The sequence below is a fragment of the Pseudomonas sp. P108 genome (assembly GCF_032613195.1).
Classification (GTDB): domain Bacteria; phylum Pseudomonadota; class Gammaproteobacteria; order Pseudomonadales; family Pseudomonadaceae; genus Aquipseudomonas.
This window is the reverse complement of record NZ_CP126691.1, coordinates 1,170,453-1,192,221: the sequence shown is the minus strand read 5'-3', so window position 1 is coordinate 1,192,221 and position 21,769 is coordinate 1,170,453. Positions and strand designations below refer to the sequence as shown.

Below are 21,769 nucleotides of genomic sequence, written 5' to 3'. Positions count from 1 at the left end.
CAGCCAAACCAGCGTTTTCCTATGACCAGAAGCGCCCTACCCTGCACGTCTCATCACAGGGAAGCTGCCATGGCTTATCGCTCGAAAGTCGCGCTGGTGTATTTGTTGGGCTTCGCGCTCGACCTGCTGAACATGTTCGTCGCCAGCATCGCTTACCCCGACATCGCTCAACAACTGCACGCCTCGGTGACGCAACTGGCGTGGATCAGCAACGCCTACATGCTCGGCCTGACGTTGATCATTCCGCTGAGCGTATGGCTGGCGACACGGGTTGGCGAGCGCCGGCTGATCCTCGCGTCGCTGCTGTTGTTCGGCGTCGGTTCGGCACTGGTGGCGCAAGCGGGATCGATTGAAAGCCTGATTGCCTGGCGACTCCTGCAGGGGCTCGGTGGCGGACTGCTGCTGCCGGTGGGCCAAGCCCTGGCGTATCGACAGTTTCCGGCGACGCAACGCGCGCACTTCACAGGTGTGGTGTTGCTGGTGGCGCTGCTGGTGCCGGCACTGTCGCCAGCGGCCGGCGGACTGATCGTTCAGGCGCTGTCGTGGCGCTGGATTTTCTACCTGAATCTGCCGCTGACACTGCTCGCATTCGGGCTCGGCCTGCTCTGGTTGAAAGCCGATCAGCCCTTGCATGAGCGGCCGACGCTGGACGCCCGTGGCCTGTTGCTGGCGGCGTCGGCACTGAGTTTGTTGTTGATCGCCGTCAGCCTGGTAAGCGACGCCAGCACCCGAGCACTCGGCATCATTGTGCTGATACTCAGCCTCCTGATCCTGGGCCTTTACCTGCGCGATGGCTGGCGCAAACCCGGCGCGATCCTCGACCTGCAACTGATCAAGCACCCGTCGCTGCGTCTGGCGATGTTGATCTACTTGTGTGTGCCCGGGGTTTTCACCGGCACCCACATGATTGCCGTGTTGTACCTGCATACCCTCGGTGTCGGCGCGGCGCAGACCGGCGCATTGATGCTGCCGTGGGCCGTCGGTTCGGGCGTGGGGATCATGCTTGGCAAACGCAGTTTCAACCGCATCGGCCCCAAGCCATTGCTCAGCGCCGGCATGCTCCTGCAATGCGTCGGCATCGTTTTGCTAATGCGCATCGAACAACCGGCCAGCACGCCGCTGATCATCGCCTACGCCCTTATGGGGTTGGGCGGCAGCCTGTGCAGCGTCACCGCGCAGAGCTTGGCGTTCGTCGGCATTACGCCAGAAAAAATGGGCCATTCCAGTGCCCTGTGGAACATCAATCGCCAACTCGGTTTCTGCCTCGCGGCGGCGCTGCTCAGCTCACTGCTGGGCGCGTTGGGTGGTGACGGTTTCAGTGCCTGCTTTATCGCCGCCGCGCTGCTGACCCTGCTGCCAATGGTCGCCGTCCTGCGTTTCGACTCGACCCACGTGCTCGCGCTATTGAACCCACCTGCCCTTGAGGAAAAAACTGCATGAATGACGCCACGCCCTACCTGGACGAAGTGATCAAGGCGCACGAAGCCATCGAACGATGGTTTGCCGTAGAAGAAGATGACGCCGCGCTGCAGCGATTGCTGGCGCGTTTTTCACCGCGTTTTACCATGGTGACGCCGTTGGGCCGAACACTGGATGTCGATGCCTTGCGCCTGCTGTTCCGAGCCGCAGGCGGGCAGAAGAAAGGCTTCAGAATCCAGCTCAGTGAGTTACGCGTGATTGCCCTGCATCAGCGCGGCGCGACCGTGAGTTACCGCGAGCAGCAGACCGACGCGAGCGGTGCACACACGGATCGGCGCTCGACGGTGGTGTTTGAAAAACTCGAATCCGGGCGAGTGTTCTGGCTGCATTTGCAGGAGACGTTTTGCGCTGAGTGATTGCGCGGTAGTCTCCTGAAATACCGAGCCGCCCTCTTCGCGAGCAAGCTCGCTCCCACAAAGGATCCTGGTTGCGCCGCAGATCTAATGTGGGAGCGAGCTTGCTCGCGAAGGGAGCGACTCGGTCTGTCAGTTATCCACAGCGCTCTGATTCACCACCACCGTGCAAGTAATCCCCGCCGCCAGCAGCACACCTTCCGGCACTTCATCAATGTGAATGCGCACTGGCACCCGTTGCGCCAGGCGCACCCAGTTGAAGGTCGGGTTCACATCGGCAATCAGCTCGCGGCTTTCCGGGTTATCGCGGTCATAAATGCCGCGCGAGATGCTCTCCACGTGGCCCTTCAAGACTTCGCCGCTCATCAACTGCATGTCGGCTTTGTCACCGACTTTGACGTGGGGCAGTTTGGTCTCTTCGAAAAAGCCATAAACCCAGAACGAATTCATGTCGACCACGGCCATTTTTGCCTCGCCGATGCGTGCGTAGTCACCGCGATGCACGTTGAGGTTGGTCACATAACCGTCGACCGCCGCGCGCACTTCGGTGCGTTTCAGGTTGAGTTCGGCAGCTTCCAGTTGCGCCTGCGCGTGTTGGTAATCGGCCAGGGCGGCGTCGGCGATGTTGCTGGCGTCATCGCGGTTTTCCTTGGAGATCACCAGGTTGTCCAGATCGGCGCGGCGGTGGGCGTTGACCTTGCGCATCTCCCAGGTCGACTTGCGCGAGGCGACCAGCGACTGCGCCTGTTTCACCGCGATGCGGTAGTGCTCGGGGTCGATCTGCATAAGCAAATCACCCTTCTTCACCAGTTGGTTGTCGCGCACCGGCACATCGATGACTTCACCGGTAACGTCGGCGGCGACATTGATGATGTCGGCGCGCACGCGGCCATCACGGGTCCACGGCGTGTTCATGTAGTGCTCCCACAACGTGCGGCCGATCCACAACGCCAGGGCCAGCACCAGCAGGGTCGCGAGCAGGCTGAAAAACTTTTTCATCAAGATAGTCTCAACGGTAGACAGTCAGCGCCATGGCGCCGAACAGACAGGTAAACAGACTCAGACGCAGCAGCGCCGGGTGCCAGAAAAAGCGGTACAGGTCGAACCCGGACAGGAACCGGTCCACCGCCCAGGCCAGCGCCGCAGCAATGAAAAACATCAAAGTCATGGTCGGCATGTACACGCCGTGGAAGGCGATTTCACGAGGCATGGGCAAGTCCTTCCGGCTTGGCGATGGCGTAGGCAGCGAGCGGTGATTGCGGGTCGAGCAGCGAGGTACGGATGAAGTGCAGATAGCTCTTCACCCGGCGCAACGCCGAGGTGTCGAAGTGTGGGGCGAACGGTTCGTCAGTGGCCGCTACGCGACTGATCGCATGGTCGACCGCGACCAGTGCGCGTTCGAGATTGCTGGAGTTCGGTTGCAGAAACAGTCGCACCAGCGCGCGGCCCATCACGCGGATTGCCTGCCGCCATGGCTGCGATTCGGCATAGGCCGGGTGCACCGGCAGGATCGCCTGCTCCTTGCGCAACTCGATGATCGCGTGGCCGACTTCCAGTACCACGAACATCCAGCGCAGCAGGTTCTTCTGCACCTTCGGCTCCCCAGCCGCCAAACCGTAAGCCTGATGCAGCAAATCGCGGGTACGGCTCTCGAAACTCGAGGCCAGACCTTTGAGTTTGCCGCTGATCGCATAGACCACTTGACCACGCAGATCCTGCTCCAGGCGCTTCCACAACCAGCGACTGTTCGGCGGCAGAATAATCGCCCCGGCAGCGGCACAGACCAGCATGCCCATGACCATGGCGATGTAGTCGTTGATGAAGGTGTAAGGGTTGTAAATGGTCAGGTTGTCCGGCACCGAACCGGTGCTGAAGAAGATCAGCAGACCGAGGCCGACACCGGCGTACTGCGGCCGCGACGTGAGGAACGAGCCGAGGACGATCACCGGTGCGAGCATCACGCACAGCAGCGGGAAACCGTCGATCCACGGGAAGATGAAAAACATCTCGACGAAGCCGATCAGGGCACCGAGGAAGGTCCCGCACGCCATCTGAAATGCCATGCGTTTCGGGTTCGGTGTGGCGGCGGAGAGGCCTACGGTGGCGGCGGCGATCAGGGTCATCGTCGCGCCGCTTGGCCACGCTGTCGCGACCCAGTAACTGCCCAATACAACGAGGATGAACGAGGCGCGAATGCCCGATGCAGCAGCTGCCCACCAGTTGGTTTGCGGGGTGAACGGCTCGTCCCAGCGCTCGCGCTCGTGGCGGTGATCGGCCAAGGATGCGTGGGTCTGTGCATAACTGTGCAAGTCGTCGACGAAGCGATAGAGCAATTCGTACGCGGTGTGGAAATCCAGTTGCTCGGCGTCGCTCGGCTCGCTCTCCTGGAAGATAGCGCGCAGGCTGCGCACGCGTGCCGGCAGGCCTTCCTTGTAGCTCGCCAGCGCTGTCGCCAAGCGCGCGGCATCGGGGCTGGTCAGGGCGCGACCACTGAAGCCGTCGAGCACTTCGGCGAGATCCTGCAGGCCCGGTCTGATCGCCGCGACCACATGTTCTTCGCCATTGCCACGCAAGCGTTCAAGCAACTGATGCAAAGCGTTGAACCGCGTGGTGATGCCCATGAATTCGCTGTTCAAACGGCTCAGGCGACCGTTGCGCCGACGCATGTGCGGGTCTTCAAACACGGTGACACTGCGCAAGCCTTCGAGGCCCACGGCTTCGGCGATAAAACGCACGTTGCTCGCCTCGAAAGACTCGGCTTTGCTGCGCCCGCGCAGGCCATCGGTGACGAATAAAGCGAACACACCGAATCGCTGATACAAGGCATTGCGCATGGCGGCGCTGGCGGTTTGCGGCAGGATCGCGGCGCTGATCAGGGTCGAGCAGAGAATCCCCAGCGAGATTTCCAGCACCCGCCACACCGCTGCCATAAATGCGCCGTCCGGGTGCGCCAGCGCCGGCAGCCCGACCATCGCGGCGGTGTAACCGGCGAGGACGAAACCGTAGGCGCGGAAGTTGCGACAACGTGCGGCACCGGCCGAGCAGATGCCGACCCAGATCGCCAGCGAGCCGAGGAACAGCTCAGTGTTCTGCGCGAATAACGCGATCAGCGTGACCATCATCGCCGACCCGGCCAATGTGCCAAGGAAGCGATAGAAACTCTTGGCGAACACCTGGCCGCTCTGCGGCTGCATGACGATGAACACGGTGATCATCGCCGTGCGTGGTTGCGGCAATTCCAGGCGCATGGCCAGCCACAGCGTTAGGAATGCAGCGATCAACACCTTGAAGATGTAGACCCAGGTCACGCCATCGCTGCGCGCCCAGTCGAAGAAACCACGGCGCCATTCCAGGGCGTAGAGCCAGCGCAGAGGTGCGGGCAAGGGAGTCATTCAAATGTGCTCAATGAGATTCGGTCTGGTCGCAGAACCTGTGGGAGCGAGCCTGCTCGCGAATGCGTTTTCATATTCAACGTTGATGTCGACTGATAAACCGCTTTCGCGAGCACGCTCACTCCTACAATGGGTTGTGTGTTCAATGCAGGAGTGCCGGGGTTTTCGGTGCCTGGGTTTTCTCGGCCGCCGGCACATCGTTGCCGGCACCGAGGCCACCACCCAGCGCAGTCACCAACTCGGCATGCGCACTCAACCGCGCCGCCTGCACCTGCTGCTGCACTTGCTGCTGCTTGAACAGCAAGGTCTGTGCATTGAGCACGTTGAGGTAATCGGTGAGGCCGCGCTGGTAAGCGATCATCGCGATGTCGTAGGTCTTCTGCGCCGTGGCCACCGACTCGGCGGCAAAACCTTGCTGCTTGTCCATCGACTCGCGGCGGATCAACTGATCGGAGATATTCTTCAGCGCATTCACCAGCGTCTGGTTGTAATGCGCCACAGCGATGTCGTAACCGGCGGAAGCCTCGCCCAATTCGGAGCGCAAACGCCCTCCGTCAAAGATCGGCAGCGAGATCGCCGGGCCGACGTTGTAGTTGAGTTTCTTGCCGGTCAAAAACTCCAGCGCGCCACCACCGGTCGCCATGTAGCCGAGGCTGCCGACCAGATCGACGTTGGGGTAAAACCCGGCGTGCGCCACATCAATCCCACGCGCCTGCGCCGCCACTTGCCAGCGACTGGCGACCACATCCGGACGCTGACCGAGCAGCTCGGCTGGCAATGCCGACGGCAGTTTCAGCGCAGCACCGAGGGACAATGTCGGGCGCTGCAACTGTGCGCCCTCGCCTGGCCCTTTACCGGCCAGCGCGGCCAGTTGATTGCGGCTGAGGGCGATTTCTTCGTCCAACGCATCGATCTGGCGGTGGGTTTCCGGCAACGGCGTTTCCGCCTGACTGACTTCGAAATGCGTGCCGATACCGCCGTTCAAACGCTTCTGCGCCAGATCGAGAATCTGCTGTTGCTGTTTGAGCGTCGCCGCGACGATGTCGCGCTGGGCGTAATGCAGCGACAGTTCGATGTAGGCGCGAACAATGTTGTTCTGCAATTCGAGCTGCGCCAATCGCGCCTCGGCCGCGCTCATGTGCGCAAGATCCACCGCACGTTCGCTGGCGTTGCTTTCACGACCCCAGAGGTCGAGGGCGTAGCTGAAGCCCAGCGCGGCGTTGTTGTCCCAAGTGGTGGTGTTGGCCAGCTCGCCCGGGCCGTAGAACTGATCGGTCGGCCAGTTGTGCCGCTTGAGCGTCGACTCGCCGTTGATCTGCAACGACTCGGCGGCTTCGGCGACACCGGCCATGGCTTTGGCTTGACGCACTCGCGCAGCAGCCATGGCCATGGTCGGACTGCCTTGCACGGCGAGGTCGATCCAGCGATTGAGTTGCGGGTCACCGTAGGCTTGCCACCATTGCGCGGTGGGCCAATTGGCGTCACGGGCGGCATGGGCGATGGCGTCGTCGGTGGCCAGTGAATTGGCTTCCAACGCCTTGCCCTGCGGGGCAATTCCTTCGGTTGAGATGCAGCCGCCAAGACCCAGGGTAAAAGCCAGAACACTGAGCGGCAAAAGCGCTCTGTTGATGCGACGCGGCACAGCTGCGAATTCCTGAGAGAGGGGTAGATCGAGGACCCGTGCAGGAGCTGTCGCAGGCTGCGATCTTTTGATCTTGATTCCCTTAAAACAAAATCAAAAGATCGCAGCCTGCGGCAGCTCCTACAGGGATCGGCGCAATTCTAGGGGGCGCCCTCAATGGCGATAAGCTGGGATTTCTGTGAATCTTTGTTACGGTTAACGAGATAATCCCTAAGTCGGGGGTCTCGCCCCTGAAACTTCGTGTCACAATTTGCCATCTCCCTTGAGAGCACCCCATGGACACTTTGCAAAACATGCGCGCCTTCAGTTGTGTCGCCGAAGCCGGCAGCTTCACCGCCGCCGCCGTGCAACTCGACACCACCACCGCCAACGTCTCGCGCGCGGTCTCCAACCTGGAAGCCCACCTGCAAACCCGCTTGCTCAACCGCACCACCCGGCGCATCGCCCTGACCGAAGCGGGCAAACGCTACCTGTTGCGCTGCGAACAGATCCTCGCCTACGTCGAAGAGGCCGAAGCCGAAGCCAGCGACGCCCACGCCCGCCCGGCCGGGCAATTGAAAGTGCACACCATGACCGGCATCGGCCAGCACTTCGTCATCGACGCCATCGCCCGCTACCGCAAGACTCACCCCGACGTCACCTTCGACCTGACCCTGGCCAACCGCGTGCCGGACCTGCTCGATGAGGGCTACGACGTGTCCATCGTGCTCGCCAGCGAATTGCCGGATTCGGGTTTCGTCTCGCAACGGCTGGGCATCACCTACAGCATCGTCTGCGCCTCCCCGGCGTACGTGAAAGCCAACGGCGCAGCGCAAAAGCCCAGCGACCTGCTCAACCACGCCTGCCTGCGCCTGGTCAGCCCGGTAATTCCCCTGGAAAAATGGGCCTTCGACGGCCCGGAAGGCCAGGAAATGGTCACCATCAACAGCTCGCCGTTTCTGGTGAACTCCGCCGACGCGATGAAAACCGCGATCACCAGCGGCATGGGCGTGGGCGTGTTGCCGGTGTATGCGGCGATCGAAGGCTTGCGCAACGGCACACTGGTGCGGGTCATGCCGAACTACCGCTCGCAAGAGCTGAACCTGTATGCGATCTACCCGTCGCGGCAATATCTGGATGCGAAGATCAAGACGTGGGTTGAGTATTTGCGTGGGTCGTTGCCGGAAATTCTCGCGGCGCATCAGGCGGAATTGGCGGCGTATGAGTTGAGTGGCAGCCTCGCCGGCGTGCGTGTCGCCAACTGAATGTAGCGTTCTGCCGACGTTACTGAACCGGGGCAATTGGCGTTGGCAGTCCCTCTGACGTTCAATTCTCCTCTACTGTCAACTGTCAACTCTGACAGTTGACAGTGTTCCCCCCCACTCCTAGCTTGAAAACGTCGCCAGACCTTGTCTGGTTCACGGAACGGTCAACGCCAAGGAGTTCATCATGTTCACCAGGCATCAGTTTCCCATTATCAAAACCTCTCCCAGCATCGGTCGTATGACGGCCCGCATATCGGGTGATCTGGACTTCACCTCGCAAAACTCAGGCTTCGCCTATGACCACTACACCACCGACAACAAACTGCACTTGTCTTTAAACACGGTACAGCTCACTACCGATGCAAATAGAAACGAAATCGAGCGCGGCATTGAAATAGTGTTCCCACCCGACATCTCGAGCGGCACCTATAACTTCGAAGATAAAAAGGTCTGTGCGACTTTTTGGAAGATATGGCAAGTGGAGACCCATATCCGCTTTGAAACCTACAGTGCTGATACAGGCTCCATCACCTTGAGTTTTGATCATGATCAAGAACTGTACAAGGGGAGCTTTCAGTTCAAATCTGCTGGCGCTGAAGGTAAGGAGCTGGAGGTCAATGGTGGTACGTTCTCCATCAAAGGGCGGGACAGTATTTCGCTCTGAATCTGCCGCGGCCTGTGGCAGAAGAGCAAAAGCTGACCCTCTTCGCCGCGCAGACTTTTGACCCACGGCTCTCTTCATCGCCCCAACTGTCTCCTAAACAAAACGCCTCACCTCCAGGAGCTGCCGCAGGCTGCGATCTTTTGATCTTGCTGTTTAAAAATCAACAGATCGCGGCCTACGGCAGAGCCTACAAAAACAGGGATTTCGCGGATGTTTCCGACAGGTTTTGCAGGTTGTCCGTCGGAAGTGCGGTGGCTAGGATTTGGGTGTCGCTGACGAATCAGCGACCGGACTTGGTCGTCCGGGTTTAGAATGGCGCACTTTTTCAGCTTGCTTAATGGCGAACTGTGCGTGGGAGGGCTTTGGCCCTGCCGGGTTTCCATTCCCTGGTCGACCAACCCGCGTACAGTTCGCCACCCTACTGCTTGGTCGCAGTGTGTGACGAACTCCACATCCCGAATGGAGTTTCACCATGATCAAACCAACGCCTAATCCGCCCGAAGCGGAGAACACCACCCCCTACGAATTCCCCGGCTCGAAGAAATTTCACGAAGCCGCCGAACGCGCCCTCGACCACTACCTCAAACCCAACGCGCTCACCCTGCGCTTCCACAAATCCAGCACCATGTTCCAGGTCGCCCCCGATCAGGACAGCGAAAGCCTGCTGGTCCACGCCTGCGAATCACTGGCCCAGGCCAGCCTCATGACCAGCGACATCGCCGCCTACATCGACCTGCCGCAACGGCGGACGATTCTGGCGATTCAGCAGATCATCATGCTGGCTGAACTGGCGGTGAATCGAGTGCTGGATAACCACGAAATCTCCCAATCCCCTTCACAAAGCTAAAAGCCCCTCACCCTAACCCTCTCCCGGAGGGAGAGGGGACTGATCAAGGTGTTTGGCAGGGCTACACCGACGTGCGATACCGTGTTGAACTCAGATTTTGAAATGCCCAAAAATCGGCTCCCTCTCCCTCGGGAGAGGGCTGGGGTGAGGGGTAAATTCACCGCAAAACAAAAGCCAAGCGCGTGTCTTCCCATCCAGCGGACAGGACGTAAGTTCGGCTGCGGCCATCGGGCTGACTTTAAACAGAACGTCATATTCGCGCAGATCAGCCACAGCCTGCGACCGAGGGACTTTCTGTATAAAAATCAAGCAATCCACACCTACAACAACTCCTACGAAAACCAGGAATCTGCGGATGTTTCCGACAGGTTTTGACGGTTGTCCGTCGGAAGTGCGGTGGCTAGGATTTGGGTGTCGCTGACGCATCAGCGACCGGGTCTGGAAAACCCGATTTCAACTACCAAAGCTCATGGCATACTGCGGCGCTTTTTAGCTCGCAATGTTATGGCGGCTGTGCGCGGGAGGCCCTTGGGCCTGCCGGTTTTGGTGAGTTGACCGGTTTTTCCAGTCCGCGCACAGCTGCCACCCTTTCGCCTGGAAAACGAAAAGTGGCAGCTTCAACTCAACTTGCCACGAGTATGTTTCCTATGTTCAAACCAACGCCCAATCCGCCCGAAGCGGAGAACACCACTCCTTACGAATTTCCCGGCTCAAAGAAATTCCACGAAGCCGCCGAGCGCGCCCTCGACCACTACCTCAAACCCAACGCCCTCACCCTGCGCTTCCACAAACCCAGCACCATGTTCCAGGTCGCCCCGGAACAGGACAGCGAAAGCCTGCTGGTCCACGCCTGCGAATCACTGGCACAGGCCAGCCTCATGACCAGCGACATCGCCGCCTACATCGACCTGCCGCAACGGCGCACGATTCTGGCGATTCAGCAGATCATCATGCTCGCCGAACTGGCGGTGAATCGCGTGCTGGATAACCACGAAATCTCCCAATCCCCTTCACAAAGCTAAAAGCCCCTCACCCTAGCCCTCTCCCAGAGGGAGAGGGGACTGATCGAGGTGTTTGGGTGAGCTACGCCGACGTGCGATACCGAGTCGAATTCAGATTTTGAATCAGATCAAAAGCCCCTCACTAACCCTCTCCCGGAGGGAGAGGGGACTGACCGAGGTGTTTGGGAGAGTTACGCCGACGTGAAATACCGAGTCGACACTCAGATTCTGAAACAGATCAAAAGCCCCTCACCCTAGCCCTCTCCCGGAGGGAGAGAGGACTGATCGAGGGGTTTGGAAGAGCTAGGCCGACGTGCGATACCGAGTCGAACTCAGACTTTGAAAAGCCCAAAAATCGGCTCCCTCTCCCTCGGGAGAGGGCTGGGGTGAGGGGCAAATCCACCACAAATCCAAAGCCGACCACGCCCCGCTCTTCACCACTCAATAGGCCGAGTGCCAGCTCGCCTGCTCTTGATCTTGATCCACGGGCGACGTCGGAAGGCTGAGTGGAGGGATTGATCCGGGCGTGGGAGCGCAGCGACCGTTTGGCGAAGCCAAACACAGCGAGAGGAGGTGCAGCGAAGCAAACCGTAGGCGCTGCGCCCGGATCGATCCCGCAGCGAAGGAACCCCGAGCCCCAGCGAGCGGGCCGCACGTAGGAGCAAGCGTTTTTTTGCTTACTTTTTTGAGGCGTTTGTCAAAAAAGTGAGTCGCCGTAAGGGCGAAACCCTAAGCCGCCATCACCCAAAAAACGGATATACACCCAACACCACCCAAAACCTGGTCGGCCCAGAGGCCGCCAAGACACCCCAAAACAAAAATGTTAGCTTGCTAGGTATCAAGCCCGAACAAGAGCCAAAAACGATGAAAAAGACTGTCCTGGCCTTCAGCCGCATCACCCCGCCCATGATCGAACGCCTCCAGCAAGAATTCGACGTCATCGTCCCCAACCCAAAAGCCGGCGACATCAACGCCCAATTCAACGAAGCCCTGCCCCACGCCCACGGCCTCATCGGCGTCGGCCGCAAACTCGGCCAGGCCCAACTCGAAACCGCAACAAAACTGGAAGTGGTCTCAAGCGTCTCCGTCGGCTACGACAACTACGACCTCGACTACTTCAACCAACGCGGGATCATGCTCACCAACACCCCGGATGTGCTCACCGAAAGCACCGCCGACCTCGCCTTCGCCCTGATCATGAGCAGCGCCCGCCGCGTCGCCGAACTCGACGCCTGGACCAAGGCCGGCCAATGGCAAGCCAGCGTCGGCGCCCCGCTGTTCGGCTGCGACGTCCACGGCAAAACCCTCGGCATCGTCGGCATGGGCAACATCGGCGCCGCCGTCGCGCGCCGTGGCCGCTTCGGTTTCAACATGCCGATCATCTACAGCGGCAACAGCCGCAAAACCGAACTGGAGCAGGAACTCGGCGCGCAATTTCGCAGCCTCGATCAACTGCTCGCCGAAGCCGATTTCGTCTGCCTGGTGGTGCCGCTCAGCGACAAGACCCGCCACCTGATCAGCCATCGCGAACTGGCCCTGATGAAACCGGACGCCATCCTGGTGAACATCTCTCGTGGCCCGGTGGTCGATGAACCGGCCCTGATCGAAGCCCTGCAGAACAAGCGCATTCGTGGTGCCGGCCTTGATGTGTACGAAAAAGAACCGCTGGCCGAGTCGCCGCTGTTCCAACTCAGCAATGCCGTGACTCTGCCGCACATCGGCTCCGCGACGAATGAAACCCGTGAAGCCATGGCCAATCGTGCACTGGCCAACCTGCGCAGCGCCCTGCTCGGCGAACGCCCGCAGGATCTGGTCAACCCGCAAGTCTGGCGCGGATAAAAAAATACGGGCAAGTGCGCTATCGCACTTGCCCGTTAGTTATGCCTTACACAACTTGAAATTGAACAACAAAGCCAGTTAAACAACAGCATTATAAGCTCTGCCTGCCTGTCGAATAATCGACAAACGCTATGGAGAGCCAATACCTTGAACACCCTGACAACCGACAAGCTCATTCGTTACAGCAAAGTCATATTGATGGCTTACATCAGCTTCTTTGGTGTGCTGGTGATGATCCACAACTTTACCGACTACAATTCAAACTACACCTATGTGGCTCATATCCTGAGCATGGACACCACCACCGCCAGTGAAACCATCAAGTACAGGGCCATTGAATCACCGATGATCCATCACCGGATCTACTGGTTCATCATCACGCTGGAAGTCACATATACCGTGCTGTGCCTGATAGGCACTTATCAGTTATATCGCCACATCGATGCTTCCGCAGAGATATTCCACGAGGCAAAAAAGTTCTCGATCATGGGTATATTGGCAGCCATTTTCATTTATTACGTGTGCCTGCAAACCGTGGGTGTGGAGTGGTTTGACATGGACACTTCGCAATCATGGAATGCCAAGGACTGGGCGCGACATATCGTTGACTTCATCTTCCCGGTAATGATTTACATCACATTGAAAGTCGAGCGCTGAAGTTCAGCGCTCGTTTATTTCAAGCCAGCTTTCCCTGTACCGGCGCCACCACCGCTTTCGGTTTACGAAACACCAATACGTTGCCCAGCATCACTAAAACCAGTCCGACCAGCGCCGGCGCTGTCCACTGATAACCCTCAGCAAATGCCGAGACGTTCAGCGCCACAACCGGGAACAGCACGGTGCAGTAAGCTGCGCGCTCTGGGCCCATGCGTCCGACCAGCGTCAGATACGCAGTAAAACCGATCACTGAACCCGGGATGACCAGATACAGCAGCGCACCGACGTAACGCGGGCTCCAATCCATGTCGAACGGAATGCCCTTGACCAGGCACCACACCGACAGCATCGCCGCGCCGTAGGCCATGCCCCAGGCGTTGGTGGTCAGCGGCTTGAGACCCGCTTTCTGCTGCAGACTCGAGAGCATGTTGCCCGCCGAGAAACACAACGTGCCGCACAACGCCAGGCCGAGACCGAGCAAGGTTTGCGGGCTGGCCTGATGCCCGGCCAGTTCCGGCCAGAACAACATACCCAACCCAAACAACCCGACCCCGCCACCCAGTAGCACATTGCGCGCGATACGTTGACCGAAGAACACTCGCGCATTCAGCGCGTTCCACAGTGTTGCGGTAGAAAACACCACCGCGACCAGACCGCTGGGAATCCACTGACTGGCGGTCAGGAAGCACATGAAGTTGACGCAGAACAGACACACCCCCTGCGCCACGCAGATGAGATGCCCACGGCGGTTCATCGGTTGCAGGCGACGGCTGAGCAGCAACAGCGCAAACAGCACCAGCGCGGCGAGGCCGAAGCGATAGACGATCGATACGGGAATCGCCACCACGCCCAATTGCCATTTCAGGGCAATCCACGTCGTGCCCCAGATCAGCACGGTCAGCAAATACAACGACAGGTTCATGGCACACACTCCTCGATAGGCCTTGAGTGTCTGCCCGGGCGTTCATTGCGCGCTTGCAGATTCTTGCGCTTTTGTCGGGCGGCAGGCTGGCAGCTCGGCGTCTACGGAGTAGGATGCAAGGCGTTGAAGAGAACCGCTCATGGCCGCCATCGATACCTTGCAAGTCTTTCAAGCGTTGAACAGCTCGCCGAACGCACGCCTTGTGCACAGCGCCGAGCTCGGTGACGGCTTGTCTGCGGCTTTGTGGACCAACCACCACGATGCGCAGGAATACGCAGCGCCGAGCCACCACACGTTGTCCTGTTACATCGCCGGTGGCACCGGCACCTTTCGGCGCGGGCAACCCGGACAAAAAGGCGGGCCAGACAAGCTATGCATCCTGCCCGCCGATCATGAGTCGGGCTGGGTGATCAACGGCGATATCCGTCTCGCACACTTGTATTTCAGCGCCGAACAATTCGCCCTCGGTTGCGTCACGCTGCTGGATCGCGAACCGCGGGAAATGCAGCTGCACGAGCAAACCTTTCTCGAAGACCCGCAACAGGCGCAGCGCTTTCGGCAGTTGCTGAGCCTGAACTGGGACGAACCCGCCGAACGCTTGCTGACCAGCAGCCTCGCCCATGAACTGATCAGCCACACCTTGCTCAGCCAGGTGGGTGCGCGTCAGGGTTTGCGTTTGAAGGGTGGATTGGCGCCACACCAGCGGCGGCAATTGGTGGAGTTCATCGACACTCAGTTGGCCGAGCCGATCAGCCTCGGTCAACTGGCCGGGTTGTGTGCGTTATCGGAATACCACTTTGCGCGGATGTTCCGGACGAGTTTCGGCTTACCGCCGCATCAATACGTGCTGGCGCGGCGCTTGAGCCGGGCACGGGAGTTGTTGCGCGGGACGGCGTTGCCGTTGGGTGAGATTGCGCTGGCGTGCGGGTTTGCCAGCGCGAGTCATTTCACCAATCGGTTCAAGCAGGTTCTGGGCGGGACGCCGGGCGATTATCGGCAGGCGTTTTTGCGTTGAGCCCCTCTCCCCTCACCCCAGCCCTCTCCCGGAGGGAGAGGGAGCCGATTGGGGGATGCTCGAGCTTTACACCGACCTGAAAGTGCTCTTCTGAATCCATAATCGAATCGATATCTCAGGTCGATGTATCGCGCAAGACACCTCGGTCAGTCCCCTCTCTCTCGGGGAGAGGGTTAGGGTGAGGGGCTTCTGATCTTGCCTTAAAACTCCAAAGTGCTGGACAGCGAAACCTGCCGCGAATCGCCCATCGACACAAAGAACCGGCTCGCCGCCGAGGTGTAATACGTGCGGTCAAACAGGTTCTTCACATTGAGCTGAAACTTGACCTTCTGCCCTTCGACTTTGGTGTCGTAAGTGGCAAACGCATCGGCCACGGTATAGCTCGGCAGATCAAAATCGTTCACCGCGTTACCCGCACGTTCACCGACATAACGCGCTCCAGCGCCGACGCGCAACTGGTCGCCGCCGATCACACTGCCGAAGTCATACACCGCCGACAGTGAGCCGGAATTCTTCGCCACGTTTTGCAGGCGCTTACCTTTGTAATCCGGGTCTTCGGTCACTTCGGCATCGGTGTAAGCGTAGCTGCCGATCATGCTCCAGCGGTCAGTCAGTTGGCCGGTCAGGTCCATTTCCAGACCGCGCGAACGCACCTCGCCAGCCGCGCTGTAGATCGTCGTCGGGCCTTCGGAATTGGCCACCAGCACGTTGCGCTTCTTGATGTCGAACAACGCAATGTTGCCAGTGACGCGCCCCGGCATATTCAGCCGCGCGCCGAGCTCCCATGACTTGGCTTCTTCCGGCGCGATGCTGCCGTCGAGCACGGTGCTGCTGCCGCTCAGCGGGGCGATGGTCGAGTTGGGTTTGAACGATTCGGTGTAGCTGCCGTAAAACGACAAGGCGTCGGTGTAGCGATACACCAGACCTGCGCGCGGGACGAACTTCTGGCCGTTGCTGTCGGTGTTGGCCTTGAACGGCACGCCTTTGCCGGCGTACTGGTCGTACTCCTGGAAGCGCCCGCCGGCGACCAGAATCCACTGGTCATTGAGGTGAATCGAGTCCTGCATGAACACCGAATCGCTGCGCAGTTCATCGGTCTGCGCACTGTCGGGGGCGCTGACGGTCGTGCCGGCGACTTCGCGGCCATACACCGGATTGAGGTAACTGAAAGTGGTCAGGCTTTTCTGGCGGATCAAGTCCTCGCGGTAGATCTTGCGGTACTCGTCATCGACGCCGAACACCAGATCATGCTGCATGCCCAGCACGTTGACCTTGCCTTCGAGACTGGCGGTGGTGAAACGGTCGGTGCTGATCGCGTTCTGGGTGCCATCCATGCTGCGGGTCAACGTGCCTTTTTTGGTGTCGATTGCAGTCACGCGGACTTGGCTGGCGTCGTAGGTTTCGCGGTTCCAGCTGTAGCCGAAGTGGGCTTTCCAGTCGTCGTTGAGGTCGTGGTCGGCTTCAAAGTGATACAGATCCGAGCGGCCTTCCATGTTGTTGAACGGCTCGTCGAGACGCTCTTTGCGGGAGATGTCCAGCGGATGATTGGTACGTGGATCGATCAGTGTGCCGCGATCGAAAGGCGTGAGAAATTCGCGGTGCTCGTAGGCGAACAACAGCTTGGTGCTCTCGCCGAACCAGGCCAGCGACGGGGCGATCAGGGTTTCACGGTGGGTGCCGAAGTTGCGCCAGTAATCTTCGTCTTCGTGATCGAGCACCATGCGGTAGGCCAGCCCGGAATCACCCAGCGGGCCGGTACTGTCGAGGCTGCCGCCGCTGCCGTTCTTGCCGTCACCGTAGGTCGAACCGCGCAAGGTCAGCGCATTGTATTGCGTCAATTCCGGCTTCTTGCTGACCATGTTGACCACGCCACCCGGGTCTTGAATGCCGTAGAGCAACGATGCTGGGCCTTTGAGCACTTCAACCCGGTCAACCGTGGCGTTCATGCCACGGCCCTGCACGATCGGCATGCCGTCGCGCATGATCGAGCCGTTGCGGTTGTCACCGAAACCGCGCGTCATCACCGAATCCTGCGTGCTGCCCAAGGTGTTGCCCTGAGTGATGCCGCTGACATTGGCCAGTGCATCATCGAGATTGCGTGGTGCCTGATCGCGGATCACTTGCGCCGGGATGACGTTGACGGTCTGCGGGATTTCCTGCAACGACGCCGAAGAACGCATCACCGAACTGGTTTCCTGCGGCTGATAACTCATCGACTCGTCGCGCATCGAGGTGATGGTCGTGGCACCAAGGTTCAACGCGCCTTCGGTGGGTTTGGGCTCCAGCGCCAGCGTGTGGCTATCGGTGCGGCGGAAACTCAGGCCGGAGCCACTGAGCAGACGTTGCAGCGCTTGTTCGGCACTCATCTGGCCATTGACTGCCGGCGCGGTGAGGCCGTAAGGCGCTTCGTCGGTGTAGACCACGCTCTGCCCGGTGACGCGGCTGAAATCGCTCAAGGCTTGCGGCAGCGGTTTGGCGGCCAGGGAAAAGTTGAACTGCTTTTGCGCCTGGCTGCTGACGGTTTCAGCGGCGAGCGCCACGCTCATCGGCAACAATGCCAATGCCGAAAAGCTCAGTGCCGACACGCCTAACCATTGTTTGACCGAACCCGATTTTGCCCTGGACTTCATTGCTCAATGACCTGTGTAGAACCGCAACGGATGCGAATGACTCGCAGTTTCAGTCACTACACGGATGGGGCAGATGTTTACCTCACCAACATTTGAAAATTATTTTTTGTGGTGTTCGATCGGGCGCCATCGCGAGCAGGCTCACTCCTACATTTGGAATGCGTTCCCCTGTAGGAGTGAGCCTGCTCGCGATGGCTTTAGCCGCCTCAACGCAAAATTATCAGATGCCCCAAAACCTGATGCTGCTCAAACCCCATCACCCCTTGCAGTGAACTGAGCACCGCCTGCGGATCCTTGCTCGGAAAACTGCCACTGACCTTACGCGCCGCCAGCTCATCGTTGAGCAACACTATTCGCCCGGGGTAATAACGGCGCAGATCCTCGACCACATCGGCCAGCGTCGACTTGTAATAAGTCAGCCAACCCTGACGCCAGGCCAGTTGCGCTTCGCTGTCCACCGCGTGAAGCTTTTGCGCCGAGCCTTCGCCGTAAGCAACCTGCTGACCAGCGGTGAGAATCTGCTGTTCGCCGTCGCGATCCGCCGTCACGCCAACGCGCCCGGACAACACCGTGACCTGCGCACCGTGAGGCTGCAGTCGCACTTCGAACTGCGTGCCGAGCACTCGCGCCTCGCCCTTTTCCGCCGCGACCACAAACGGCTCGCCGGTGTGCGTAACCGTGAAAAATCCGGCACCACGACGCAGCTGAACATGCCGCTCGCCATGGCTGAAATCCACGGCAATCGCACTGTCGGCATCCAGCGTCACCTGCGATTGATCGGCCAGCGTTACCGTGCGGATCTCTCCGGGCGCCGAAACATAATCGGCGCCCAGATCATCGATCCAGCGTTGCGGTTGCCAGCCGCTGCCGAGGCTGACCATCAGCAACAGACACGCCGCCATCGCCAGCGCCCCCGACCAACGCAAAAGCTGCGGACGGCGCGGGCGATCCATCGCATCGAGATAACCCTGCAACGCCAAAGCCTCTTCATCGGCCAGCGTGCGCGCCGGGCTTTCGCTCAACTCCCAGAGCACTTGCGCCTGCGCATACGCTTCGGCATGCGCCGGATCGGCGCGCAGCCATTGACTGAAGGTCAGTTGATCGCCGGCGCTCGGCCGGTCATGCAACAGGCTCAGCCAGGCAAACGCAGCCTGCTCTTGCGCGGGCGTCGGGGTGGTGGAATCGGATGGCTTCACGGTGCTTTCCCTGGCAAGCGTGGCGCGGGTTCGCGCAGGCTGGCCTTGCAGGCCTCGAGGGCGCGCATCATATGTTTTTCCACGGCACTTTGGGACAGGCCCATGGCTTTGGCGATGTCCGCGTACTTGCGGCCGTGGATGCGATTGAGCAAAAAGATCTGCCGGGTGCGTTCGGGCAACGCACGCAACGCCGCTTCGACATGGCGCAGATCATTGCCCGCTTCCAGCGCCGCTTGCGGTTCGCTGCCGTGGCTGTCCGGCGCGTCCGGTTGCCAGCCTTCGTTGACGCGCGTGCGTGTGCCTTCGCTGCGCAGATGATCGATGGCGATGTTGCCGGCGCAGCGCAGAAGATAGGTGCTGAGCTCTTCGACCTGCACCAGCGGCCGCCGCCAGAAACGCAAAAACAGGTCCTGAACCAGATCCGCCGCCGTTGCCCGGCAACCCACGCGCCGGCTCACCAGCGCTTCCATTTGCGAACGCTGAGACAGAAAAACCTGGAGAAAATGCGCACGCGCCCCGCGCGGCTCGTCGTCGCGGGATTCCGGCGGTAGACCGATCAGCACTTCAGCACTGCGCCCATGCGGCGACCGGGCTGGCCAGCAGGCTGACCCCGGCCAGCGCCAATGCGAAACGCGGGCGATACGGCAGCAGCAATACCAAAGCCAGAGCACTGAGCATCAGCACGGCGAACCAGTCGACCAGGCCGAAACTCCAGCCGTTCGCCGAAACGGCAGCCCACAGCGACAGGCACAACAGGAGCCAGCCACCGATTTTCAGTCCCTGTCGACGCGAGGTTGAAAGTTTTTCGCGGAGCAATTCATCGTGGTGCCGAGGCATCGACAAGCACAACGCGGTGAATCCGGTGTAGGTAAGCAACAAGGGCAACAGCATCAGTTCGTCCCTTGTTCAAGGGTGATCGGCGGAGCCTTTTCGCGTGGTGCTTTTTTCACGCTGACCGTGCTGCCGGCGCGCTGCATTTTCCACGCGGCCCAAGCCAGAAACAGACCGGTTGCCAGGCACGTCAGATCAAACCCGGCCAATGCCCAATCACCGTGCTTGAGCGTGACGCCCAGATTCCAGGAAGTGGTCAGCGCATTGATCAGCGGCACTGCGACAAACAGGCCAGCACCCAGGGCAAGCTGCTCAATCCAGGCTTTGCGCCCCGGCCGCAACATCGCGTGTGCCACGCTCAAGCCCCAGGCAATAAAGAATGCGTTCACCTCCCAATCGGCACGCTCGGCAAGGCTCACCGGCAACAGACGATTGGCCAGGAAGAACACCGCCACCGCCGACACCAGCCCGGCCATGCTGGCGATGTTCAGCACTTCAACCAGCCGCAATTCAAACGGCATCACGCCGCTCCTGGCGTGTTTGAGCTGACGCTTGCCGAGCCAGATCACCAGCCCGGTACCGATCATCGCCGTACCCGCCAGCCCGCAGATGAAGTACAGCCAGCGCAACACCGGCCCAGCGAAGTGGCCCATGTGCAAACCGTAGAACGCGCCACCTACCGCCATTGCTACCGGCTGCTCCGGTGTGCTGCCGAGCATCTGCCCGGTCACACCGTTGAAGGTCACGGCCCTACCGAAATCATGCACGACACTGTCGCCGGCACGGGCCAGCACCACCGTCGCATTGGCATCGCCCGGATTGCTCACCGACAGGCGCGCCGTGTGGCCGCCCGACCATTGCTCGCTGGCCTTGCTCAACAGCGGCGCCATCGCCGCCAACGGTGCCGCGATGTCGGCGCGTTCCGGAGTCTTCGACGCCGGGAAAACTTCGTCATAGAACTTGCGCACGTCACTGCCGTATGAGGCGACGATGCTCGCCGGCATGACCATCGACATGAAAATCACCAGGCTGCTGTAGGTGATCATCAAGTGAAACGGCAGCACCAGTACGCCCACTGCGTTATGCCCGTCGAGCCAGGAACGCTGGCCCTTGCGCGGGCGGAAAGTGAAGAAGTCCTTGAAGATTTTCTTGTGGGTGATGATCCCGGTGATCAACGCGACGAACATCACCATCGCGCCAATGGTCGATAGCCAACGGCCCCAGGGGTAAGGCATTTGCAGTTGAAAGTGGAAGCGGTAAAAGAACTCGCCGCCCATGCTGTCGCGGCCCTGCACTTCGGCACCGGTTTGCGCATCGAGGGTTTTCGCTTCGAAACGGCCGCGCTCGCCAGGCTTCGCCGGCGCTGGCTGCCAGCGCACGGTCATGCCGGGATCACGGGCATCGGGCAGATCGATCAGCCAGCGCGAAGCACCCGCCGCGTGTTGTTGCAGATAATCCTGGGCCAGCGTCAGGCTGGTCTCGGCACTCACCGATCGAGCAGGGATTTCCGGCTGCATCCAGTGGCTGATCTCATCCTTGAAATAGGCCAGCGTCCCGGTCAGAAAAATCGCGAACAGCAACCAGCCGAACAGCAGTCCGGTCCAGGTGTGCAGCCAGGCCATCGCCTGACGAAAGCCCTCTTTCATGCCAGGCCCAGTCCACGTGCTGCGCCAGAGATGGTTGCCAGAATCACGCTCGGCACCAGCAAGCCGACCCAGGCCGACCACGCCGTGCGGCAGGCAAAACACCAGAGCACCGCCACCAGATAGACCAGAAAGGAAATGGTCATGCCGGTCACCACCGCTTCGGCGCGGCTCAACGGCAGCCACAGCGTCAGGGTGACACTGGCCAGCGCCGCGACGAGATAGCCGCCAAACACCGCCGCCAGCACCCGAGAAGTGACGGCCAGACGATAGGACATGGGAAGTGTGGCGAGTTTGCCTTTCATGTTTCGACCCTGAAACGAAAAACGTCCGGCCGATCAGCCGAACCTACAGGCGAGCAATATTAATGATAAATATTCTCATACGCAAAAGCATCTGATTGCCGGTGGCGTA

Annotated in this window: 20 protein-coding genes; 9 read left to right on the top strand and 11 right to left on the bottom strand. The window is 60.0% G+C overall.

Features of this window, described 5'->3' with window-relative positions:
• Positions 1 to 69: 69 nt before the first annotated feature.
• Together QOM10_RS05065 and QOM10_RS05060 are read left to right on the top strand one after the other, a co-directional pair.
• Positions 70 to 1,440, top strand: a complete 1,371-nt coding sequence (locus QOM10_RS05065) for an MFS transporter (protein WP_316917699.1) — start codon at positions 70 to 72, stop codon at positions 1,438 to 1,440.
• Positions 1,437 to 1,835 (top strand): DUF4440 domain-containing protein, encoded by a 399-nt coding sequence (locus QOM10_RS05060; protein ID WP_316917698.1) that lies wholly within the window; start codon positions 1,437 to 1,439, stop codon positions 1,833 to 1,835. The genes QOM10_RS05065 and QOM10_RS05060 overlap by 4 nt, the downstream gene beginning before the upstream one ends.
• Positions 1,836 to 1,964: 129 nt before the next feature.
• Here QOM10_RS05060 and QOM10_RS05055 read toward each other — a convergent pair whose 3' ends face one another.
• The 4 genes from QOM10_RS05055 to QOM10_RS05040 all read right to left on the bottom strand — a co-directional run bounded on the left by QOM10_RS05055 (position 1,965) and on the right by QOM10_RS05040 (position 6,866).
• The gene (locus QOM10_RS05055; protein WP_038357606.1) at positions 1,965 to 2,831 is read right to left on the bottom strand and encodes an HlyD family secretion protein; all 867 of its coding nucleotides are present in this window, start codon (positions 2,829 to 2,831) and stop codon (positions 1,965 to 1,967) included.
• Between the two features lie 10 nt (positions 2,832 to 2,841).
• Complete coding sequence (locus tag QOM10_RS05050) at positions 2,842 to 3,042, bottom strand: DUF1656 domain-containing protein (RefSeq protein WP_007914106.1); 201 nt, start codon at positions 3,040 to 3,042, stop codon at positions 2,842 to 2,844.
• Positions 3,032 to 5,224, bottom strand: a complete 2,193-nt coding sequence (locus QOM10_RS05045) for an FUSC family protein (RefSeq protein ID WP_316917697.1) — start codon at positions 5,222 to 5,224, stop codon at positions 3,032 to 3,034. Before QOM10_RS05045 ends, QOM10_RS05050 begins: the two co-directional genes overlap by 11 nt.
• A 142-nt stretch (positions 5,225 to 5,366) precedes the next feature.
• Positions 5,367 to 6,866, bottom strand: coding sequence for an efflux transporter outer membrane subunit (locus tag QOM10_RS05040; RefSeq protein ID WP_316917696.1), 1,500 nt, complete (start codon positions 6,864 to 6,866; stop codon positions 5,367 to 5,369).
• Positions 6,867 to 7,141: 275 nt separating this feature from the next.
• Here QOM10_RS05040 and QOM10_RS05035 point away from each other — a divergent pair, with 275 nt between their 5' ends.
• From QOM10_RS05035 to QOM10_RS05010, 6 genes are all read left to right on the top strand, one after another.
• Positions 7,142 to 8,110, top strand: a complete 969-nt coding sequence (locus QOM10_RS05035; protein WP_102900633.1) for a LysR family transcriptional regulator — start codon at positions 7,142 to 7,144, stop codon at positions 8,108 to 8,110.
• Positions 8,111 to 8,294: 184 nt separating this feature from the next.
• A complete protein-coding gene (locus QOM10_RS05030) occupies positions 8,295 to 8,774 on the top strand; it encodes a hypothetical protein (protein ID WP_127925899.1) in 480 nt (159 codons plus the stop codon).
• A 472-nt stretch (positions 8,775 to 9,246) separates the two neighbouring features.
• The gene (locus QOM10_RS05025) at positions 9,247 to 9,621 is read left to right on the top strand and encodes a DUF6124 family protein (protein ID WP_127925898.1); all 375 of its coding nucleotides are present in this window, start codon (positions 9,247 to 9,249) and stop codon (positions 9,619 to 9,621) included.
• Positions 9,622 to 10,268: 647 nt separating this feature from the next.
• Entirely contained in the window at positions 10,269 to 10,643 is a 375-nt protein-coding gene (locus QOM10_RS05020; RefSeq protein WP_316917695.1) for a DUF6124 family protein, read from the top strand.
• Positions 10,644 to 11,486: 843 nt separating this feature from the next.
• The gene (locus QOM10_RS05015) at positions 11,487 to 12,461 is read left to right on the top strand and encodes a 2-hydroxyacid dehydrogenase (protein ID WP_150749520.1); all 975 of its coding nucleotides are present in this window, start codon (positions 11,487 to 11,489) and stop codon (positions 12,459 to 12,461) included.
• 147 nt (positions 12,462 to 12,608) lie between these two features.
• The gene (locus QOM10_RS05010; RefSeq protein ID WP_127925895.1) at positions 12,609 to 13,118 is read left to right on the top strand and encodes a DUF2165 family protein; all 510 of its coding nucleotides are present in this window, start codon (positions 12,609 to 12,611) and stop codon (positions 13,116 to 13,118) included.
• A gap of 19 nt (positions 13,119 to 13,137) precedes the next feature.
• On the opposite strand, the gene QOM10_RS05005 is transcribed toward QOM10_RS05010, so the two are convergent.
• Complete coding sequence (locus tag QOM10_RS05005) at positions 13,138 to 14,040, bottom strand: DMT family transporter (protein WP_316917694.1); 903 nt, start codon at positions 14,038 to 14,040, stop codon at positions 13,138 to 13,140.
• A 139-nt stretch (positions 14,041 to 14,179) separates the two neighbouring features.
• Between QOM10_RS05005 and QOM10_RS05000 the strand changes: the two genes are divergently transcribed.
• Positions 14,180 to 15,055, top strand: a complete 876-nt coding sequence (locus QOM10_RS05000; protein ID WP_150749521.1) for a helix-turn-helix domain-containing protein — start codon at positions 14,180 to 14,182, stop codon at positions 15,053 to 15,055.
• A 200-nt stretch (positions 15,056 to 15,255) separates the two neighbouring features.
• On the opposite strand, the gene QOM10_RS04995 is transcribed toward QOM10_RS05000, so the two are convergent.
• The 6 genes from QOM10_RS04995 to QOM10_RS04970 all read right to left on the bottom strand — a co-directional run bounded on the left by QOM10_RS04995 (position 15,256) and on the right by QOM10_RS04970 (position 21,660).
• Entirely contained in the window at positions 15,256 to 17,685 is a 2,430-nt protein-coding gene (locus QOM10_RS04995) for a TonB-dependent receptor (protein ID WP_316917693.1), read from the bottom strand.
• A gap of 206 nt (positions 17,686 to 17,891) precedes the next feature.
• Positions 17,892 to 18,881, bottom strand: coding sequence for a FecR family protein (locus QOM10_RS04990; protein ID WP_316917692.1), 990 nt, complete (start codon positions 18,879 to 18,881; stop codon positions 17,892 to 17,894).
• Positions 18,878 to 19,444 carry an RNA polymerase sigma factor gene (locus QOM10_RS04985; protein ID WP_127925890.1) on the bottom strand — a complete coding sequence of 189 codons (567 nt, stop codon included), beginning with the start codon at positions 19,442 to 19,444 and terminating at the stop codon, positions 18,878 to 18,880. The genes QOM10_RS04990 and QOM10_RS04985 overlap by 4 nt, the downstream gene beginning before the upstream one ends.
• A gap of 1 nt (position 19,445) precedes the next feature.
• Positions 19,446 to 19,772 (bottom strand): DUF3325 domain-containing protein, encoded by a 327-nt coding sequence (locus tag QOM10_RS04980; RefSeq protein ID WP_160038360.1) that lies wholly within the window; start codon positions 19,770 to 19,772, stop codon positions 19,446 to 19,448.
• Positions 19,772 to 21,358: a PepSY-associated TM helix domain-containing protein gene (locus QOM10_RS04975; RefSeq protein WP_316917691.1), complete on the bottom strand. Its 1,587-nt coding sequence runs from the start codon at positions 21,356 to 21,358 to the stop codon at positions 19,772 to 19,774. Before QOM10_RS04975 ends, QOM10_RS04980 begins: the two co-directional genes overlap by 1 nt.
• Positions 21,355 to 21,660 carry a DUF3649 domain-containing protein gene (locus QOM10_RS04970; protein WP_016986986.1) on the bottom strand — a complete coding sequence of 102 codons (306 nt, stop codon included), beginning with the start codon at positions 21,658 to 21,660 and terminating at the stop codon, positions 21,355 to 21,357. Before QOM10_RS04970 ends, QOM10_RS04975 begins: the two co-directional genes overlap by 4 nt.
• Positions 21,661 to 21,769: the final 109 nt, after the last annotated feature.

Bases quoted from the DNA above. Each gene is read 5' to 3' on its own strand.
- QOM10_RS05000 (WP_150749521.1), top strand. From the start codon at position 14,180: ATGGCCGCCATCGATACCTTGCAAGTCTTTCAAGCGTTGAACAGCTCG.
- QOM10_RS05045 (WP_316917697.1), bottom strand. From the start codon at position 5,224: ATGACTCCCTTGCCCGCACCTCTGCGCTGGCTCTACGCCCTGGAATGG.
- QOM10_RS05035 (WP_102900633.1), top strand. From the start codon at position 7,142: ATGGACACTTTGCAAAACATGCGCGCCTTCAGTTGTGTCGCCGAAGCC.
- QOM10_RS04975 (WP_316917691.1), bottom strand. From the start codon at position 21,358: ATGAAAGAGGGCTTTCGTCAGGCGATGGCCTGGCTGCACACCTGGACC.
- QOM10_RS05015 (WP_150749520.1), top strand. From the start codon at position 11,487: ATGAAAAAGACTGTCCTGGCCTTCAGCCGCATCACCCCGCCCATGATC.
- QOM10_RS05025 (WP_127925898.1), top strand. From the start codon at position 9,247: ATGATCAAACCAACGCCTAATCCGCCCGAAGCGGAGAACACCACCCCC.
- QOM10_RS05005 (WP_316917694.1), bottom strand. From the start codon at position 14,040: ATGAACCTGTCGTTGTATTTGCTGACCGTGCTGATCTGGGGCACGACG.
- QOM10_RS04995 (WP_316917693.1), bottom strand. From the start codon at position 17,685: ATGAAGTCCAGGGCAAAATCGGGTTCGGTCAAACAATGGTTAGGCGTG.
- QOM10_RS05050 (WP_007914106.1), bottom strand. From the start codon at position 3,042: ATGCCTCGTGAAATCGCCTTCCACGGCGTGTACATGCCGACCATGACT.
- QOM10_RS05020 (WP_316917695.1), top strand. From the start codon at position 10,269: ATGTTCAAACCAACGCCCAATCCGCCCGAAGCGGAGAACACCACTCCT.
- QOM10_RS05065 (WP_316917699.1), top strand. From the start codon at position 70: ATGGCTTATCGCTCGAAAGTCGCGCTGGTGTATTTGTTGGGCTTCGCG.
- QOM10_RS04980 (WP_160038360.1), bottom strand. From the start codon at position 19,772: ATGCTGTTGCCCTTGTTGCTTACCTACACCGGATTCACCGCGTTGTGC.
- QOM10_RS05060 (WP_316917698.1), top strand. From the start codon at position 1,437: ATGAATGACGCCACGCCCTACCTGGACGAAGTGATCAAGGCGCACGAA.
- QOM10_RS05055 (WP_038357606.1), bottom strand. From the start codon at position 2,831: ATGAAAAAGTTTTTCAGCCTGCTCGCGACCCTGCTGGTGCTGGCCCTG.
- QOM10_RS05030 (WP_127925899.1), top strand. From the start codon at position 8,295: ATGTTCACCAGGCATCAGTTTCCCATTATCAAAACCTCTCCCAGCATC.
- QOM10_RS04970 (WP_016986986.1), bottom strand. From the start codon at position 21,660: ATGAAAGGCAAACTCGCCACACTTCCCATGTCCTATCGTCTGGCCGTC.